This window comes from Aeromonas sp. HMWF015 (assembly GCF_963878965.1).
In the GTDB taxonomy this organism is placed as follows: Bacteria; Pseudomonadota; Gammaproteobacteria; order Enterobacterales; family Aeromonadaceae; genus Aeromonas; species Aeromonas veronii.
In genome coordinates, this window is the sequence record NZ_CAWNZT010000077.1 from 1 (window position 1) to 16226 (window position 16226).

The 16226-nt window shown below is 59.2% G+C and carries 17 protein-coding genes and 1 tRNA gene; 10 read left to right on the plus strand and 8 right to left on the minus strand.

Translation table 11 applies throughout. The features are described 5' to 3' along the window. The 6 genes from AACS18_RS03300 to AACS18_RS03325 form a co-directional block, all read right to left on the minus strand. Positions 1–109 (minus strand): Hsp70 family protein (locus tag AACS18_RS03300; RefSeq protein WP_146181388.1); only part of this gene is annotated, 109 nt, incomplete at its 3' end. A gap of 176 nt (positions 110–285) precedes the next feature. Beyond that, on the minus strand, positions 286–1275 hold the full coding sequence (locus tag AACS18_RS03305; protein ID WP_108612032.1) for a 2-hydroxyacid dehydrogenase: 990 nt from the start codon (positions 1273–1275) through the stop codon (positions 286–288). A 74-nt stretch (positions 1276–1349) separates the two neighbouring features. Further along, positions 1350–1844, minus strand: a complete 495-nt coding sequence (locus tag AACS18_RS03310) for a CreA family protein (protein ID WP_108612033.1) — start codon at positions 1842–1844, stop codon at positions 1350–1352. A gap of 26 nt (positions 1845–1870) precedes the next feature. Next, complete coding sequence (locus AACS18_RS03315) at positions 1871–2317, minus strand: Mpo1 family 2-hydroxy fatty acid dioxygenase (protein ID WP_108612034.1); 447 nt, start codon at positions 2315–2317, stop codon at positions 1871–1873. A gap of 62 nt (positions 2318–2379) precedes the next feature. Then, positions 2380–3237 carry a hypothetical protein gene (locus AACS18_RS03320; protein WP_042081792.1) on the minus strand — a complete coding sequence of 286 codons (858 nt, stop codon included), beginning with the start codon at positions 3235–3237 and terminating at the stop codon, positions 2380–2382. Between the two features lie 147 nt (positions 3238–3384). Further along, positions 3385–3771, minus strand: coding sequence for a TraR/DksA family transcriptional regulator (locus AACS18_RS03325; protein ID WP_005356952.1), 387 nt, complete (start codon positions 3769–3771; stop codon positions 3385–3387). A gap of 478 nt (positions 3772–4249) precedes the next feature. On the opposite strand from AACS18_RS03325, the gene AACS18_RS03330 reads away from it, so the two are divergent. The 9 genes from AACS18_RS03330 to AACS18_RS03370 all read left to right on the plus strand — a co-directional run bounded on the left by AACS18_RS03330 (position 4250) and on the right by AACS18_RS03370 (position 13444). Continuing rightward, positions 4250–5581 carry a glutamine synthetase family protein gene (locus AACS18_RS03330; RefSeq protein WP_013723370.1) on the plus strand — a complete coding sequence of 444 codons (1332 nt, stop codon included), beginning with the start codon at positions 4250–4252 and terminating at the stop codon, positions 5579–5581. 186 nt (positions 5582–5767) lie between these two features. Continuing rightward, positions 5768–7129: an aspartate aminotransferase family protein gene (locus tag AACS18_RS03335; protein ID WP_058056392.1), complete on the plus strand. Its 1362-nt coding sequence runs from the start codon at positions 5768–5770 to the stop codon at positions 7127–7129. A gap of 53 nt (positions 7130–7182) precedes the next feature. Further along, positions 7183–8280 carry an extracellular solute-binding protein gene (locus tag AACS18_RS03340; protein ID WP_005340709.1) on the plus strand — a complete coding sequence of 366 codons (1098 nt, stop codon included), beginning with the start codon at positions 7183–7185 and terminating at the stop codon, positions 8278–8280. 119 nt (positions 8281–8399) lie between these two features. Then, entirely contained in the window at positions 8400–9485 is a 1086-nt protein-coding gene (locus AACS18_RS03345) for a polyamine ABC transporter substrate-binding protein (RefSeq protein ID WP_108612035.1), read from the plus strand. Positions 9486–9563: 78 nt separating this feature from the next. Beyond that, positions 9564–10718 carry a polyamine ABC transporter ATP-binding protein gene (gene potA, locus AACS18_RS03350; RefSeq protein WP_005340704.1) on the plus strand — a complete coding sequence of 385 codons (1155 nt, stop codon included), beginning with the start codon at positions 9564–9566 and terminating at the stop codon, positions 10716–10718. Then, positions 10715–11620 (plus strand): ABC transporter permease subunit, encoded by a 906-nt coding sequence (locus AACS18_RS03355; RefSeq protein WP_005340703.1) that lies wholly within the window; start codon positions 10715–10717, stop codon positions 11618–11620. The genes potA and AACS18_RS03355 overlap by 4 nt, the downstream gene beginning before the upstream one ends. Continuing rightward, positions 11617–12462, plus strand: a complete 846-nt coding sequence (locus tag AACS18_RS03360) for an ABC transporter permease subunit (protein WP_371878955.1) — start codon at positions 11617–11619, stop codon at positions 12460–12462. The genes AACS18_RS03355 and AACS18_RS03360 overlap by 4 nt, the downstream gene beginning before the upstream one ends. 45 nt (positions 12463–12507) lie before the next feature. Continuing rightward, a complete protein-coding gene (locus tag AACS18_RS03365) occupies positions 12508–13212 on the plus strand; it encodes an MOSC domain-containing protein (protein ID WP_108612036.1) in 705 nt (234 codons plus the stop codon). A 155-nt stretch (positions 13213–13367) separates the two neighbouring features. Continuing rightward, a tRNA-Pro gene (locus AACS18_RS03370) sits at positions 13368–13444 on the plus strand. Positions 13445–13704: 260 nt separating this feature from the next. Here AACS18_RS03370 and AACS18_RS03375 read toward each other — a convergent pair. Continuing rightward, entirely contained in the window at positions 13705–14232 is a 528-nt protein-coding gene (locus tag AACS18_RS03375; RefSeq protein ID WP_108612037.1) for an AbiTii domain-containing protein, read from the minus strand. A 124-nt stretch (positions 14233–14356) separates the two neighbouring features. Further along, on the minus strand, positions 14357–14821 hold the full coding sequence (locus tag AACS18_RS03380; protein WP_181363241.1) for a thioesterase family protein: 465 nt from the start codon (positions 14819–14821) through the stop codon (positions 14357–14359). A gap of 133 nt (positions 14822–14954) precedes the next feature. Here AACS18_RS03380 and AACS18_RS03385 point away from each other — a divergent pair. Next, positions 14955–16226: RecQ family ATP-dependent DNA helicase (locus tag AACS18_RS03385; protein WP_108612038.1), on the plus strand; the 1272-nt coding region annotated here is incomplete at its 3' end.

A 16226-nucleotide genomic window follows, 5' to 3' on the forward strand; every position in this document is an offset into this window, starting at 1 on the left:
GGGTGGAGGGGAGATAGCGGGATGCGCCAAGATTCAGCAGCCTGGGGCTACCTTGTTCCATCACGGCCACGGCACAGTTGGAGGTGCCGTAATCAAATCCGATAAACATGGGTGCCAGACTCCTGAATAAAAAAGGGCAGGTAGCCTACCTGATGACGTCGGGTCTCACAACCCGGCTCCCCGGATATTGAGGGCGCAGGGGAAAATACACAGGGGGGAGCATGTCGGTGTGGAAAACAGAGGGAATGGCTCCCTCTGTCGTTCATGGCTACGGGTGCGAGAGGATTATTCCACTTCGTTGTCGCAGCGGCCCTGGCTCTCGATGGCGCGGATATTGCCGAGGGTGGTATCGGCGATGGCGTGCAGCGCCTCGCGGGTCAGGAACGCCTGATGGCCGGTGAACAGCACGTTGTGGCAGGCAGACAGGCGGCGGAACACGTCATCGGTGATCACCTCGTTGGACTTGTCGGAGAAGAAGAGATCCTCTTCCTCTTCGTAGACGTCCAGCCCCAGTGCGCCGATACGGGAGGTCTTGAGCGCCTCGATGGCGGCGTTGGAGTCGAGCAGGCCGCCACGGCTGGTGTTGATGATCATCACCCCGTCCTTCATCTTGGCAAATGCCTCCTTGTTCAACAGGTGGTAGTTCTCTTTGAACAGCGGGCAGTGCAGGCTGATGATGTCGGACTGGCGGAACAAGGTATCGAGATCAACGTACTCGGCACCCAGCTCGATGGCTGCCGGATTCTGGTAAGGATCGTTGACCAGCAGGCGAACCCCGAAGCCCTTGAGGATGCGCAGGGCGGCCAGACCGATCTTGCCGGTGCCGATGACGCCAACGGTCTTGCCATGCATGTTGAAGCCGACCAGCCCTTCCAGCGAGAAGTTGGCGTCGCGGGTGCGCTGATAAGCCTTATGGATGCGGCGGTTGAGGCACATCATCATGCCGACGGCGTGTTCTGCGGTCGCCTCGGGGGAGTAGGCGGGCACCCGCACCACTTTCAACCCCAGCTCTTTGGCTGCGGCCAGATCCACGTTGTTGTAACCGGCGCAGCGCAGGGCGATCACCTGGGTGCCGTTGGAAGCCAGTTCGGTCAATACCTCGCGGTCGGCATCGTCATTGACGAACAGACACACCACCGGGAAGCCGTGAGCCAGTCGGGCCGTTTTGGCCTCCAGCCGCACATCGAAAAATTCCAGGTCGAAGCCGTACTGGCTGTTGGCCTGGTTGAAATGCTCTTTGTCATAGCTCTTGGTACTGAATACGGCGACTTTCATGGTATGTGCTCCGCAGCGTGTGTGTCGTCAAATTACAACAAAATGGGGCGGCTATCACCGGACAAACCGGCTGGTTATTGTCCCCACGGCATAATGGGAACGGCGCTGACTGCACTCTTGTACGAACCATCCACCAGTTTGGTGCTGTAGGTCAGGTAAACCAGTGAATTGCGCTTCTTGTCGTAAAAACGCACCACTTTCTGCTCCTTGAACACCAGCGAGGTGCTGACATCGAACACCTCTTCCCCCGCTTTCAGCTTTTCGGGCAGGGTGATGGGGCCGATCTGGTGGCACGACAGGGAGGCGTGGGAGGGATCTTCCGCCAGTCCCAGCCCGCCTTTGACGCCACCGGTCTTGGGGCGCGCCAGATAGCAGGCGACGCCGTCGATGCGCGGGTCGTCGAACGCCTCCACCAGGATCTTGTGGTTGGGGCCAAACAGCTTGAAGGCGGTACTCACTTCACCGACCGGGTCGGCCTTGTCGGCCAGTGCCGAGCCGGCAAACAGGGCCCCCAGCAGCAGGGGCAGGGCGCGGCGAAGGACGTTATGTCGCGTGTGGTTATGTGTCATGGTCTCTCCTGTTGGCCCGGCATTCCTCAATAGGGAATGCCCAGGCGGCGATAGAGGCTGGCAAGCACCCAGGCGGGGCCTATCAGCAGAAATTGCAGGTCGGCGAGGAAGGAGGAGCGTTTGCCCTCGATCTTGTGGCCGACAAACTGGGCTATCCAGAGCAACACGAACGCTGCCACGGCTGGCCACAACAGCGGCCCCTGCCACTGGTGGCAGATCCACAGTCCCAGCGCGGTCAGCCCCGCCATCCCCGCGAACAGCGAAAACGACAGCTGCAGATAGAACAGCAGCACCGGAATGGCTGCCGCTGCCGTCCAGTTGAGGGGCTCTGGCAAGGGCCCGTGTGGCAGACACCAGAGCAGCGCCAGTGAGCAGAGATAGATTCCCGGCACCGCCAGTTTGTGGATGGCGACGTTGACCGGATGGCGATGGCTCTGGCCATACTCCGTAAACCACTCCTGGATTCCCTTCATGGCACCTCCCTGGCGCACTGTGTTCTTGCTGCCCGACCCTCATGGTCAGGCGCTCGGGATGATTATCCCTGCGGTGGATACTCCCAATATTGGGCCGGAATGGATTTTAGCAACGGGGTCATGTCCGGATTGGGCAGGGCGATGGTGACTCGCTGATCGAGGTTGGCACTGGCGAGCGCTTCGCGGATCTTGGGGTTGTCATTGAAGAACTTCATAAAACTGCCATCGGCATAGGCCCGCTCCAGCCCGGTCTGAATCGCCTTGGCCAGCTTGGGGTATTCGGGGCTGACGAAGAAGAACTGGGCGAAGGGGTAGCGGATCAGCAGATGCTGCTCGATAGCGAGGTTGGGATACTGCGCCACCAGCTCGCTGCGCTCGGCGAAGATCTCCACCAGGGCGCGCGGGAAGAAGTCGATCTTGTCGCCGTCGTTGATAAGGCGAAACAGGCTGCTGTATCGGCCGGAGAAGGTCGGGATGCCTGCATTTTCCAGAATTTTGTTATCGGCCCAACCGACCCCTTGCGCCGCCTTCAGCTGTTTGAGGTCGGCCAGGGTATTGATCTGGTTGAACTTCTCCTGAGCGTCCGCGTGGATGAACGACAGCCGCAATCCTTCCAGCCCGCGAAACAGCGGAATGGGGACGGCAATCAGGGAGGATTCGAGTGCGCTGGAGGTGCCCATCCAGAAGACGTTGATGGTCTTGCCCTTGCTCAGCTGCTGCTGGAGGGTGAACTGGTTGAGGTCGAGTTCGACAGGCTGGATGCGAAAGGGTTGCCCGGAGCGGGTCAGGGCCAGTTCCAGCAGCTTGTACTGGTACTCCTGGTCAAGATTGTTGACGGGACGGCTGGGGACCTTGACCGTCAGAACCTGTGCTTGTGCCAGCAGTGGCAGGCACAAACACAGCTTGATGAGCCATTTCACTCTCTGTTCTCCTGTAGATTCCGGAAGGTGTCCGGAGTCTAACAGAACTTGTCACCATCTTGCTGCGAGGCGTTGTGCAAGGTTTGAGCGCGGAGCCCTGCCTTGCTGGCGTCTGTTGCACCAGAATGGTGACGGTTCCTCGAAGAATCAGGCGACGCGACGGAACACGTGGGTATCGTTAAATTCCTTGGTGCTCTGGCATTCGACGCAGAAACGGGATTCCGGACGGGCATGCAGCCGCTTGAGGGAGATCTCGTCACCGCAAGATTCGCAGTAACCAAAATCCCCTTCGCTGATGCGCTTCAATGCGCCCCGCAGCTTACGCAGGTGCAGCTTGTCGTGCTCGATGCGGTTCAGCTCCAGACGGCGGGCTTCCTCGATACTGGCACGGTCAATTTCATCAGCCATCTCGTTGGTGTCGGTGGCGATGGCCTGGCTGGCCTGGGAGTTCAGGCGCTCTTCGAGCTCGACGATCTGTCGCTCGATCTGCCCCTTGTAAAAGGCCAGTTGGTCTTCAGTCATGAAATCACACATACGATTAACTACCAGTCAGTTTACTAACCCAATTATCCCTGTTTATGGGGGCTGTCTGCCTACAGACCAAGCCCTTGTATCCCGATTTGCACCTGTTTCATGCAAGAGAGTGCAAATCAGGGCGGGCCTTGTACCAAAAAAATGCAGCCAAGCAAAGCAAATAGGATAAGGATTGTGCGCCCTTGCAAAAAAATGGTCCGTTCCTGTGGGGGATTGGTCGGGATCTGGCGTCCGCTTCACCCTCTGTTGGCATCGCCTTTGCAACGATGAGAGGGGGGCTTCGTACGGATTTGAGTGTTTAGTATTTGGTGCCGCCTTGGTCATTATATGCGCCGTTATTTATAGTTTTTTAAACACGCCCGCTTGACATTGCCCTTGATGGCGGGCTTTTATGGTGATGTTGATTACAATTTTATAACAAGGGTGTTCCATATATTAGACACCCTTGCCAATGGCAACCGTAAAGTCGGGGTTTAACATGGACAGTATCAAAGGCTGGATGGAGAGCAATCGCATCACGGAAGTGGAGTGCCTGTTCCCGGATTTCACCGGCAACGCCCGGGGCAAGATCATCCCAGCCAACAAGTTTTTGCGCGAAGGGGGCATGCGTCTGCCCGAGGTGATTTTCACCCAGACGGTGACCGGTGAATATCCGGATGACGACAGCATGATCGACCCGCTGGAGCGGGACATGCAGCTCTATCCTGACCCCAACACCATCCGTTTTGTCCCCTGGGCGCTGGAGCCCACTGCACAGGTGATCCACGACTGTTTCGATGTCAACGGCAAGCTGATCGACATCGCGCCGCGCTCCGTGCTGCGTCGGGTTCTGTCATTTTACGAGAAGCAGGGCTGGAAGCCGGTGGTGGCGCCTGAGCTGGAATTCTATCTGGTCACCCGCAACGAAGACCCCGATTATCCGCTGGTGCCGCCGGTCGGTCGCAACGGCCGCCCTGAGACCGCCCGCCAGTCGTTCAGTATCGATGCGGTCAACGAGTTCGACCCCATTTTTGAAGACATGTATGACTACTGCGAGGCGCAGGAGCTGGAGGTGGATACCCTGATCCACGAGTCGGGCGCCGCCCAGATGGAGATCAACTTCCTGCATGGTGATGCCATCGATCTGGCGGATCAGGTGTTCCTGTTCAAGCGCACCATGCGTGAAGCCGCTCACCGCCACGGCATCTATGCCACCTTCATGGCCAAGCCGATGAGCGACGAACCGGGCTCGGCCATGCACATCCACCAGAGTCTGGAAGATGTGAATGGCCACAACCTGTTCGGTACCCCGAACGGCGGCAACAGCGAACAGTTCATGCACTTCATCGCCGGTTTGCAGAAATACACCCCGGCGGTGACCGCCCTGCTGGCCCCCAACGTCAACTCCTACCGCCGCCTCACCTTTGGCGAGAGCGCGCCACGCAACGTCCAGTGGGGTGTCGAGAACCGCACCTGCGGCCTGCGGGTGCCCTTCTCCGACCCCAGTGCCCGCCGGGTGGAGAACCGCTTCGCCGGTGCCGATGCCAATCCCTATCTGGCGCTGGCCGCCACTCTGGCCTGTGGCTATCTCGGCATGATGGAGAAGCTGGAGCCGCTGCCGGAGATGAAGTCGAGCGCCTATGACCTGCCCTACAGCCTGCCCCGCTCGCTGGAGGAGGCACTCAGCCATCTCGAACAGTGCGAGCCCATCAAGGAGATGCTGGGGGAGCGCTTCACCCGCGCCTTCGTCGCGGTCAAACGCAAAGAGTACGAGACCTACTTCGGGGTGATCAGTCGCTGGGAGCGGGAGTTCCTGCTGCTGAACGTTTGATCCCCCTGTAACGGGGAGGCCGGAGTCGGCCTCCCCGGCCCCTGTATCGAAGAGACCTGAACGCGAGTCAGGTGGCGGTAGCCACCTGTGAGTGGTTGTGGCTGCGAGCATGCAAGCCCGCCTGACTACCCACCTGACTGTTTGACGACTGAATCTTGCCAAATCGAAGGAACCGAGGAGCAACAAATGCAGCAGACAACCCGTGAGTGGCAACAGCTGGATGCCAGCCACCACCTGCACCCCTTTACCGACTTTCAGGCCCTGAACAAGAAGGGTTCGCGCATTATTACCAAAGCCAGCGGCGTCTATCTGGAAGACTCCGAGGGCAAACGCATTCTCGACGGCATGGCGGGCCTGTGGTGCGTCAATATGGGCTATGGCCGCCAGGAGCTGGTGGATGCCGCTACCCGCCAGATGCAGCAGTTGCCCTACTACAACCTCTTCTTCCAGACCGCTCATCCGCCGGTGATCGAGCTGGCGACTCTGCTGGCCGAGGTGACGCCAGCCCATCTCAACCACGTCTTCTTCACCGGCTCCGGCTCCGAGTGCAACGACACCGTGCTGCGGATGGTGCGCCACTACTGGGCCAGCAAGGGTCAGCCTGACAAACAGGTGATCATCAGTCGCCATAACGCCTATCACGGCTCCACCGTGGCAGGGGCGAGTCTGGGTGGCATGAAGGGGATGCATGCCCAGGGTGGTCTGCCCATTCCCGGCATAGTGCACATCGATCAGCCCTACCACTTCGGTGAGGGGCAGGGGATGAGCGCCCACGAGTTCGGGCTGGAGCGGGCCCGTCAGCTGGAGCAGAAGATTCTGGAGCTGGGGGTGGACAAGGTGGCTGCCTTTATCGGCGAGCCGATCCAGGGGGCGGGCGGCGTCATCATTCCGCCTGACAGCTACTGGCCGGAGATCCAGCGCATCTGCGATCACTACGGCATTCTGCTCATCGCCGACGAGGTGATCTGCGGCTTTGGCCGCACCGGCCACTGGTTTGCCAGCGAAGGGTTTGGCATCAAGCCGGACCTGATGTGTCTGGCCAAGGGGATCACCTCCGGTTATCTGCCGCTCGGCGCAGTGATGGTCAGTGACCGGGTTGCCAAGGGGTTGGTGGAGGAGGGGGGGGAGTTCAACCACGGCTTCACCTACTCGGGCCATCCGGTCTCTTGTGCCGTGGCGGTGGCCAATATCCAGCTTATGCAGAAAGAGAGCATAGTTAAGCGAGTGCATGATACTATCGGCCCCTATTTGCAGCGCCGCTGGGCGGAGCTGGCCGATCATCCGCTGGTGGGAGAAACCCGAGGCAAAGGATTGGTCGCCGCGCTGGAAATCGTTGAGGACAAGCAGACCAACCGGCGTTTCCCGGCTCAGGCAAATGCGGGGATGACTTGCCGGGAGTTCTGCTTTAACAATGGCTTGGTGATGAGGGCGGTAGGCGATACCATGATCATATCGCCCCCCTTGGTCATCACCGAGGAACAGGTTGATGAATTGGTCGATCTGGCCAGGCGCAGTCTGGATCTGACAGCCGCAAAGCTGAAGGGTTGAGGCAGGTCGGGCAGGTTGGCATGCGCATACAATTTGCTTAGGAGACAAGGATGATGTCTTTCAAAACAGGAGTGATCGCTGCCTCTGTGGCTCTGGTCATGGCAAGTGCCGGAGCAATGGCTGAAGAGAAGGTGCTGCACGTCTACAACTGGAGCGACTACATAGCGCCGGATACCCTGGATAACTTCCAGAAGGAGACGGGGATCAAGGTGGTCTATGACGTGTTCGACAGTAACGAGGTACTGGAAGCCAAGTTGCTGGCGGGTAGTTCGGGCTACGACATCGTGGTGCCATCCAACCCCTTCCTGGCCAAGCAGATCAAGGCGGGCGTGTTCCAGAAACTGGACAAGTCCAAGCTCTCCAACTGGCAAAACATGGATGTCGACCTGCTCAAGGCGCTCGAGCCGAGCGATCCGGGCAACCAGTACTCCATCCCCTATCTGTGGGGCACCATCGGCTATGCCTACAATGCCGAGAAGGTGAAAGCCGTGCTGGGGGCTGATGCCCCGGTCAACTCCTGGGATCTGGTGTTCAAGCCGGAGAACATGGCCAAGTTGAAAGAGTGTGGCGTCTCCTTCCTCGATTCACCGACCGAAATGCTGCCGGCTGCCCTGCAATATCTGGGCTTCAAACCGGATAGCCAGAAACCGGCCGAGCTGAAGAAGGCTGAGGAGCTGTTCCTCTCCATCCGTCCCTATACCGCCTATTTCCACTCCTCCAAGTACATCTCGGATCTGGCCAACGGCAACCTCTGCGTCGCGGTCGGTTACTCCGGTGACTTGCAGCAGTCCAAGGCGCGGGCAGCCGAGGCCAAGAATGGCGTCGCGCTCACCTACACCATTCCGAAAGAGGGGGCAGGCAGCTTCTTTGACATGATCGCCATTCCGGCGGATGCCAAGAACGTCGAGGCGGCCCACACCTTCATCAACTACCTGATGAAGCCGGAGGTGATCGCCAATATCACCAACGTGGTGCAGTTCCCGAACGGCAACAAGGCGGCGACCCCGCTGGTGGATGAGGCGATCCGCACCGATCCGGGTATCTACCCTGATGCGGCTACCCTGCAGAAGATCTACACCTTCCCGGATCTGCCGGCCAAGGTGCAGCGTCTGATGACCCGCAGCTGGACCAAGATCAAGTCCGGCAAGTAAGTAACGAATGCCCCTCCCGGTCCGCAGTTCGGCCGGGAGGGTAGTGATGCCATCCATCCGGATGGGCCGCGCGAATGGATGCGCAGACGGTCAACCACTGAAACAGGAGAACTGACACCGTGAATACAACCAGATTGCTAACCGTAGCGCTGACCATGGGATTGGCGAATGTGGCCCAGGCTGCTCCTGTGCTGCACTTCTACAACTGGTCTGACTATATCGGCGAGACCACTCTCAGCGATTTCCAGCAGGCGACCGGGATCAAGACTGTCTATGACGTGTTTGACTCCAACGAGACCCTGGAAGGCAAGTTGCTGACGGGGCGGACCGGTTACGATTTGGTGGTGCCCTCCAATAATTTCCTGGCCAAGCAGATCAAGGCGGGAGCCTTCCAGAAACTGGATAAATCCCTGCTGCCCAATCTGGCCAACCTGGATCCCGTGCTGCTCAAGCAGCTCGACAAGGTGGATCCGGGTCATCAGTACGCGGTGCCCTATCTGTGGGGGACCAACGGCATCGGCTACAACGTCGACAAAATCAAGGCGGTGCTGGGAGTCGACAAGATTGACTCCTGGGCCACCATCTTCGAACCGGAAAACATGGCGAAACTCTCTCGCTGCGGCGTCGCCTTCCTCGACTCTGCCGACGAGATGATCCCTGCTGCCCTCAACTACCTCGGGCTCGATCCCAACAGTCATGCGACGGGGGATATCAAGCAGGCCGAGGCGCTGCTGCTCAAGGTGCGGCCCTATGTGGCCTACTTCCACTCCTCCAAATACATCGGCGATCTCGCCAATGGCGACATCTGCGTGGCGGCCGGTTTTTCCGGCGACATCCTGCAAGCCGCTGCCCGCGCCGATGAAGCTGGCAAGGGAGTGAAAATTGCCTACAGCATTCCGAAAGAGGGGGGCAATCTCTGGTTCGACATGATGGCGATCCCGTCCGATGCCACCAACGTCAAAGAGGCGCACGCTCTCATCAACTACGTCCTGCAGCCCGAAGTGATCGCCAAGGTCAGCGACTATGTGGGCTACGCGAATCCCAACTCAAGGGCGGGCGAGTTTATGGATGAGGCGGTGCGCAACAACGAGGAGGTTTATCCCCCTCAGGCCGTGCTGGAGCGACTCTATGTGCAGGAAGCACATCCCCGCTCGGTACAGCGTCTAATCACCCGGAGTTGGACCAAGATCAAGTCCGGTACCTAACCTTGGTGCCCGTTCGGGGGCGCCAAATCGCTTTTATGGATCGGCCGCAAGGCCGGTATCACGTTGGGGAGTTTGGTAATGGCGATAGCCTCCAGTGCCTACAAGAAAGCCCTCGAGGGCAGTCAGCAGCGCAAAGAAGTGCTGGTGAAAATTGATCGGGTAAGCAAGCAGTTCGACGAAACGCTGGCGGTCGATAACGTATCTCTCAATATTCACAAGGGGGAGATTTTCGCCCTGCTCGGCGGATCCGGTTCCGGCAAATCGACCCTGCTGCGGATGCTGGCCGGTTTCGAGCGCCCGACCGAGGGGCGGCTGTTCCTCGACGGGGTCGACATCACCGACATGCCCCCCTATGAACGCCCCATCAACATGATGTTCCAGTCCTACGCCCTGTTCCCCCATATGACGGTGGCCCAAAACATCGCCTTTGGCCTCAAGCAGGATGGCCTGCCCAAGGCCGAGATCGATGCCCGGGTAGAAGAGATGCTCAAGCTGGTACAGATGACCCAGTATGCCCGTCGCAAGCCGCATCAGCTCTCCGGTGGCCAGCGCCAGCGGGTGGCGTTGGCTCGTTCGCTGGCCAAGCGTCCCAAGTTGCTGCTGCTGGATGAACCCATGGGGGCGCTCGACAAGAAGCTGCGATCCAAGATGCAGCTGGAGCTGGTGGAGATCATCGAGCGGGTCGGGGTGACCTGTGTCATGGTGACCCATGATCAGGAAGAGGCCATGACCATGGCGGAGCGGATCGCCATCATGCACCTCGGCTGCATCGAGCAGATCGGCAGCCCGATGGATATCTACGAGACTCCGGCCAGTCGGCTGGTGTGCGAGTTTATCGGCAACGTCAACCTGTTCGACGGCCTGCTGGTGGAGGATGAACAGGACCACGCCACCATCGCCTGCGCCGATCTGGAGCAGCCCATCTATGTGGGCCACGGCATCAGCTCCCGCGCCGAGAACAAGAAGGTGACCTACGCCCTGCGGCCGGAAAAACTGCTGATGAGTCTGCAAAAACCGGAGGAGATCGAGCACCCGGACTTCAACTGGACCAAGGGTGAGGTCTATGACATCGCCTATCTGGGCGGTCACTCGGTTTATCACATCCAGCTGCCCTCGGGCAAAATCGTTCAGGCTTTCATCGCCAATGCCGAACGCCACGGCAAGCGGCCAACCTGGGATGACCAGGTGTTCCTCTACTGGGAAGATGACAGCGGCGTGGTGCTGCAATCATGAAGTTCTTGCAACGACTGAAGCGGGTCGGGGGGCGCCGACTGGTGATCGGCATCCCCTTCTTCTGGCTGTTCCTCTTCTTCCTGCTGCCCTTCGTCATCGTGGTGAAGATCAGTTTTGCGGAAGCGGATGTGGCGATCCCGCCCTACACCGACGTGGTGAGCTGGGCCGACAATCAGCTCACCATACTGCTCAATATGGGCAACTACCTGCTGCTGCAGGAGGATGAGCTCTATATCGCGGCCTATCTGGGCTCCCTCAAGATGGCCTTCGTCAGCACTTTGCTCTGCCTGCTGATTGGTTATCCGATGGCCTACTCCATCGCTCGAGCCAACAAGGAGACCCAGACCGTTCTGCTGCTGCTGATCATGATGCCGACCTGGACCGCCATTCTGATCCGGGTCTATGCGTGGATGGGGATCCTCAGCAACAACGGCCTGCTCAACAGCGTCTTGCTGGGGATCGGGGTGATCGACGAACCGCTGCAGATCCTCAACACCAACCTGGCGGTCTATATCGGCATCGTTTACTCCTACCTGCCCTTCATGGTGCTGCCGCTCTACGCCAATCTGGTCAAGCATGACCAGAGCCTGCTGGAGGCGGCCTCCGATCTCGGTGCCCGCAACCTGACTCGCTTCTGGCAGATCACGGTGCCGCTCTCCAAGAACGGCATCATCGCCGGCTGCATGCTGGTGTTTATTCCTGTGGTGGGGGAGTTCGTTATTCCGGAAATGCTGGGCGGCCCGGAGACCCTGATGATCGGTAAGGTGCTATGGCAGGAGTTCTTCAACAACCGCGACTGGCCGGTCGCCTCTGCGCTGGCGGTGGTGATGCTGGCGGTGCTGATCATTCCGATCATCCTCTTCAACCGTAACCAGGCCAAAGAGCTGGAGGGCAAGGCATGATGAGACGTTTCGGTTTTGCCAAGCTGATGCTGTGGCTGGGGCTGCTGTTTATCTACCTGCCCATGATCATCATGGTGGTCTACTCCTTCAACGCCTCCAAGCTGGTGACGGTGTGGGGCGGTTGGTCACTCAAGTGGTACTTCGGCCTGCTCGACAACAAGCAGCTGATTGGATCCGTGTTCCGCTCGCTGGAGATCGCCTTCTACACCGCGATCGCCGCGGTGGCGCTGGGGACGGTGGCGGCCTTCGTGCTGACCCGTATTCCCCACTTCCGTGGTCGCACCCTGTTCGGCGGCATGGTGACGGCGCCGCTGGTGATGCCCGAGGTGATCACCGGTCTCTCGCTGCTGCTGCTGTTCGTTGCCATGGCCCAGCTGGTGGGCTGGCCCGCCGAGCGGGGCATGCTGACCATCTGGATCGCCCACACCACCTTCTGTACCGCCTACGTGGCGATCGTGGTGTCGGCGCGGTTGCGGGAGCTGGATCTCTCCATCGAGGAGGCGGCCATGGATCTTGGCGCCAAGCCGTGGAAGGTGTTCTTCCTGATCACCATCCCGATGATCGCCCCCTCGCTGGCCGCAGGCGGCATGATGTCGTTCGCCCTGTCGCTGGATGATCTGGTGCTGGCGAGCTTCGTCTCCGGCCCGGGCTCCACTACCTTGCCGATGGAGGTCTTTTCGGCGGTACGGCTCGGGGTGAAACCCGAGATCAACGCGGTGGCCAGCCTGATCCTGTTGTCGGTATCGCTCTTTACCTTCGGCAGCTGGTATCTGATGGCCAGGGCGGAGAAGCGCCGTCGTGCCGAGATCGCCATGACCACCCAGATGCAGGCCGTCGTCTGACGGCATGATAAGATCCGCCTACTCTCGTCAACCTGGAGGATGAGTATGCGGATCTCCCTTTTTAGCGGTCGTGGCACCGAGCTGGTGCCCGGCCTCACCAGCGCCATTCACAAGCAACCGATCTCTGCACCAGTTCGCTGTACCTTTGCTGGTCTGGAAGGGGATGAACAGTGTGACCTGCGCCACCACGGTGGCCCGGATCGGGCGCTCCACTACTATCCTGCCGATCACTATCTCTGGTGGCAGACCTGGCAAACCGCACTGGGCTTGCCTGCGCCACGCACTCCCTGGCAGCCTGCCGCCTTTGGCGAGAACCTCTCCGGTATCGGGCTGACCGAGGTGCAAGTCTGCATTGGCGATGTCTATCGACTCGGCGAGGCGCTGATCCAGATCAGCCAGCCGAGATCCCCCTGTTTCAAGCTCAACCAGCGCTTTGGCTATGGCCAGATGTCGCAGGTGATGCAACTGAATGGCCGTTGTGGCTGGCTGCTGCGGGTGCTGGAGGAGGGCATGATCGCGCCTGACACGGCCATGGAGCTGGTAGACAGACCCTATCCCGAACTGACGGTGAAGCGCACGGCGGATATCCTGTTCAATCAGGTGCGCAATGAAGCGGATCTACTAATTTTGCTGGAGAATCCTGCTCTCTCCCCCAACTGGCGCCAGCATGCAGCCGACTGGCTGGAGCATGGCACTGTGGCTGACTGGCAGCGCCGTCTGCTGGGGCCGGCATCCCTGCGTCTGGCCTGACGTCCGGTTGCCGGAATGTCACCAGCTGGCTGCATCCCGGTAAACGGGTAAAAGGAGTGCTGAATAGTTGAGCAAATGGCACTTTTTTTCCTGCCAAATGCAAAAAAGGCTTGTGTCGGGTCGGGGCTTTCGGTAAATTCCCGTCCCGCAGACATCGGTGTGTAGCGCAGCTTGGTAGCGCACTTCGTTCGGGACGAAGGGGTCGGAGGTTCGAATCCTCTCACACCGACCAAATTTGAAAAGGCCGCTCAATAGAGCGGCATTTTTGCATTTATCCTTCCTGTTTTCCCGATTTTCTTTAGCTGCTGACCTGTTACCTGGCCAAGTGATCTGACTTGCAGTATGCAGGGTCGAAGCAAGACCACAGACATTAAAAGGGCCACCGCTCGGTGGCCCATCGGTGGAGTCTGATCCTGACTCCGGCACTCTAGATTGTGGCAATCTCGCTATGGGTCTTGTCTATGGTGCCCTCCTTGCGCGCCAGGCGCTTACTCAGATATGCCAGTGCTGATGCCGCAAAGCCTTGAAACTGTGTTGAGGCAGCAAGGCCGCGTGCTTGGGGTACTCACTAATGAAATGTTCTATTCCCTCCATCAGTTGTGCACGTAATGAAATCACGGGCTCATGCCAGGCTTGCAGGCATAAATGGCCGGGGATCAACTGCTCCTGATAATCTTCCAGCAGCTGCTCTGGCCAGGGTTCTATACCGGAATTGCGTTGCAGCAAATAGTGGGCGGCGGGTTCACGGGCATAAATGAACTGAATTTGGGCCAGATCGCGTTGGCATAGCGTTTGACTGTTGATATTACAGGTCAAATATTTCCCCGTTTTCAGATCCAGAAAGTGACCGCGTTGCCGACAGGGAACGATGCGATACCAAGGCAGGGGGGAGGAGAGAGAATACCCCTCAAGCTCCTGTTCCAACCAGTGGCGACACTCGGGTGTCTGCACCTCGTCGAGCATGGACTCGAGCTGTGTCAACAAGGCTCTGGATGGTTTGATGGCCAGTTTCGCACTCATCGCCTGCAATCCTCCCTCTGCACACAATCCCGACTATCAGTATGGACCTTGTTTGGCCAGAGGGGGTAAGGAATCTAATGATTAAAAGTGGATTAGCCGCGTGGTTTTTATGCACTAACTTGGTTCAACCCACCAGATAGGTACCAGTGCCGAAGGCGATGTGGGTGCCCTCTTCGTTGTGCAACTCCATCCGGGCTACCGCGACCTTGCTACCGGCCCGGATGATGTGGGCGGTGGCGATAAACTCGTTGCCGCGCCCCGGGCGCAGGTAATCCACCCGCAGGTCTATGGTGCCTAGGCGGGCGAAGCGCTCCTTGAGATAACTGGGGGAGAACTCCTCCAGCTCGTCGATGCAGGAGGCGGCGACTATCATGCCGCCCGCCACATCCAGCAGCGTGGCGGTGACGCCGCCGTGCAAGATGTTGTGGAAGGGGTTGCCGATCAGCTTGTTGTCCATCTTGATGCGCAGTTCCACCTTGTCGAAGTCGTAGTGGGTCACCTGCATGCCGATCAGTTTGTTGAAGGGCATCTTCTCGGCAAACAGGTTGGCAATGCCACTGAGCGCCATCTTCTTGAGCATCTGTTTCATTCTCTGATCCCAATCCTTGTTATCAAAGCCGAGTAAAAACTCCAGCCAGTCTGCAACAGTTCCTTAACAGTCGCAATGGCAGGTTTATTGTGGGCGGCGGCTGCTTTAGAATGGCGACCCCAAAGGAGAGCCCATGACCGCGATTGCCGAAACCCTGCCAGATCCTCAGCCAGAGAGTCCGCTTGCCCTGCTGCAGGCGGTCTTCGGCTATCAGCAGTTTCGGCCGGGTCAGCTCGAGATCATCGAGCAGATCGTCGCGGGGCGCGATGCGCTAGTCCTCAAGCCCACCGGTGGCGGCAAGTCGCTCTGCTACCAGATCCCGGCACTGCTGCGGCCCGGGCTCGGTGTGGTGGTCTCTCCCCTTATTTCGCTGATGAAGGATCAGGTCGACAGCCTGCGCGCCAACGGTGTAGCGGCGGTCTACATCAACTCGGCCCTCAGTCGGGAGGAGATGATCCAGAACTTCGCCGCCATGCGCCGCGGCGAGATCAAGCTGGTCTATGTCTCCCCCGAGCGCTTGCTGCAGCACGAGTTTATGGATCGGCTGGCCGAACTGCCGCTCGGGCTGTTCGCCATCGACGAGGCGCACTGCGTCTCCCAGTGGGGCCACGATTTCCGGCCAGAGTATGCGGCGCTGGGGCGGCTAAAACAGTGGTTCCCACAGGTGCCGGTGGTAGCGCTCACCGCCACCGCAGACGAGGCGACCCGCAGCGACATGCTGCACCGGTTGGAACTCAACGATCCCTTTATTCACACAGCCAGCTTTGATCGCCCCAATATCCGCTACAGCCTGGTGGAGAAGTTCAAGGCGGCCGAGCAGCTGCTGCGTTACGTGCAGAGCCAGAAGGGCAACTGCGGCATCGTCTACTGCTCCAGTCGCAACCGGGTGGAGGAGGTGGCCGAGCGGTTATCCCGCCACGGCTGCAAAGCCGCGCCCTATCATGCTGGGCTGCCGCTCGAGCAGCGTCAGCAGACCCAGGATGCTTTCCTCAAGGATGACATCGAGATAGTGGTGGCGACGGTGGCGTTCGGTATGGGTATCGACAAGCCCAACGTACGCTTCGTGGTGCACTACGACATTCCGAAGAACATTGAATCCTACTATCAGGAGACCGGCCGTGCCGGGCGTGATGGCACTCCCGCCGAGGCGTTGCTGCTCTACGATCCTGCCGACATCGGTCGGGTGCGCCGACTGCTCGACAACATCGAGAATCCCCAGCAGTTGCAGGTGGAGCAGTACAAGCTCAACGTGATGGCGGCGTTTGCCGAGGCGCAAACCTGCCGCCGTCAGGTGCTGCTCAACTACTTCGGCGAGTACAACGACAAGCCGTGCGGCAACTGCGATATCTGCCTCGATCCGCCCAAAAGTTATGACGGCACCGAAGATGCCCAGAAGGCGCTCTCC

Coding starts and splice junctions, on each gene's coding strand:
- AACS18_RS03305 (WP_108612032.1), bottom strand. CDS start 1,275: ATGAAAGTCGCCGTATTCAGTACCAAGAGCTATGACAAAGAGCATTTC.
- AACS18_RS03310 (WP_108612033.1), bottom strand. CDS start 1,844: ATGACACATAACCACACGCGACATAACGTCCTTCGCCGCGCCCTGCCC.
- AACS18_RS03315 (WP_108612034.1), bottom strand. CDS start 2,317: ATGAAGGGAATCCAGGAGTGGTTTACGGAGTATGGCCAGAGCCATCGC.
- AACS18_RS03325 (WP_005356952.1), bottom strand. CDS start 3,771: ATGTGTGATTTCATGACTGAAGACCAACTGGCCTTTTACAAGGGGCAG.
- AACS18_RS03330 (WP_013723370.1), top strand. CDS start 4,250: ATGGACAGTATCAAAGGCTGGATGGAGAGCAATCGCATCACGGAAGTG.
- AACS18_RS03335 (WP_058056392.1), top strand. CDS start 5,768: ATGCAGCAGACAACCCGTGAGTGGCAACAGCTGGATGCCAGCCACCAC.
- AACS18_RS03340 (WP_005340709.1), top strand. CDS start 7,183: ATGTCTTTCAAAACAGGAGTGATCGCTGCCTCTGTGGCTCTGGTCATG.
- potA (WP_005340704.1), top strand. CDS start 9,564: ATGGCGATAGCCTCCAGTGCCTACAAGAAAGCCCTCGAGGGCAGTCAG.
- AACS18_RS03355 (WP_005340703.1), top strand. CDS start 10,715: ATGAAGTTCTTGCAACGACTGAAGCGGGTCGGGGGGCGCCGACTGGTG.
- AACS18_RS03360 (WP_371878955.1), top strand. CDS start 11,617: ATGATGAGACGTTTCGGTTTTGCCAAGCTGATGCTGTGGCTGGGGCTG.
- AACS18_RS03365 (WP_108612036.1), top strand. CDS start 12,508: ATGCGGATCTCCCTTTTTAGCGGTCGTGGCACCGAGCTGGTGCCCGGC.
- AACS18_RS03375 (WP_108612037.1), bottom strand. CDS start 14,232: ATGAGTGCGAAACTGGCCATCAAACCATCCAGAGCCTTGTTGACACAG.
- AACS18_RS03380 (WP_181363241.1), bottom strand. CDS start 14,821: ATGAAACAGATGCTCAAGAAGATGGCGCTCAGTGGCATTGCCAACCTG.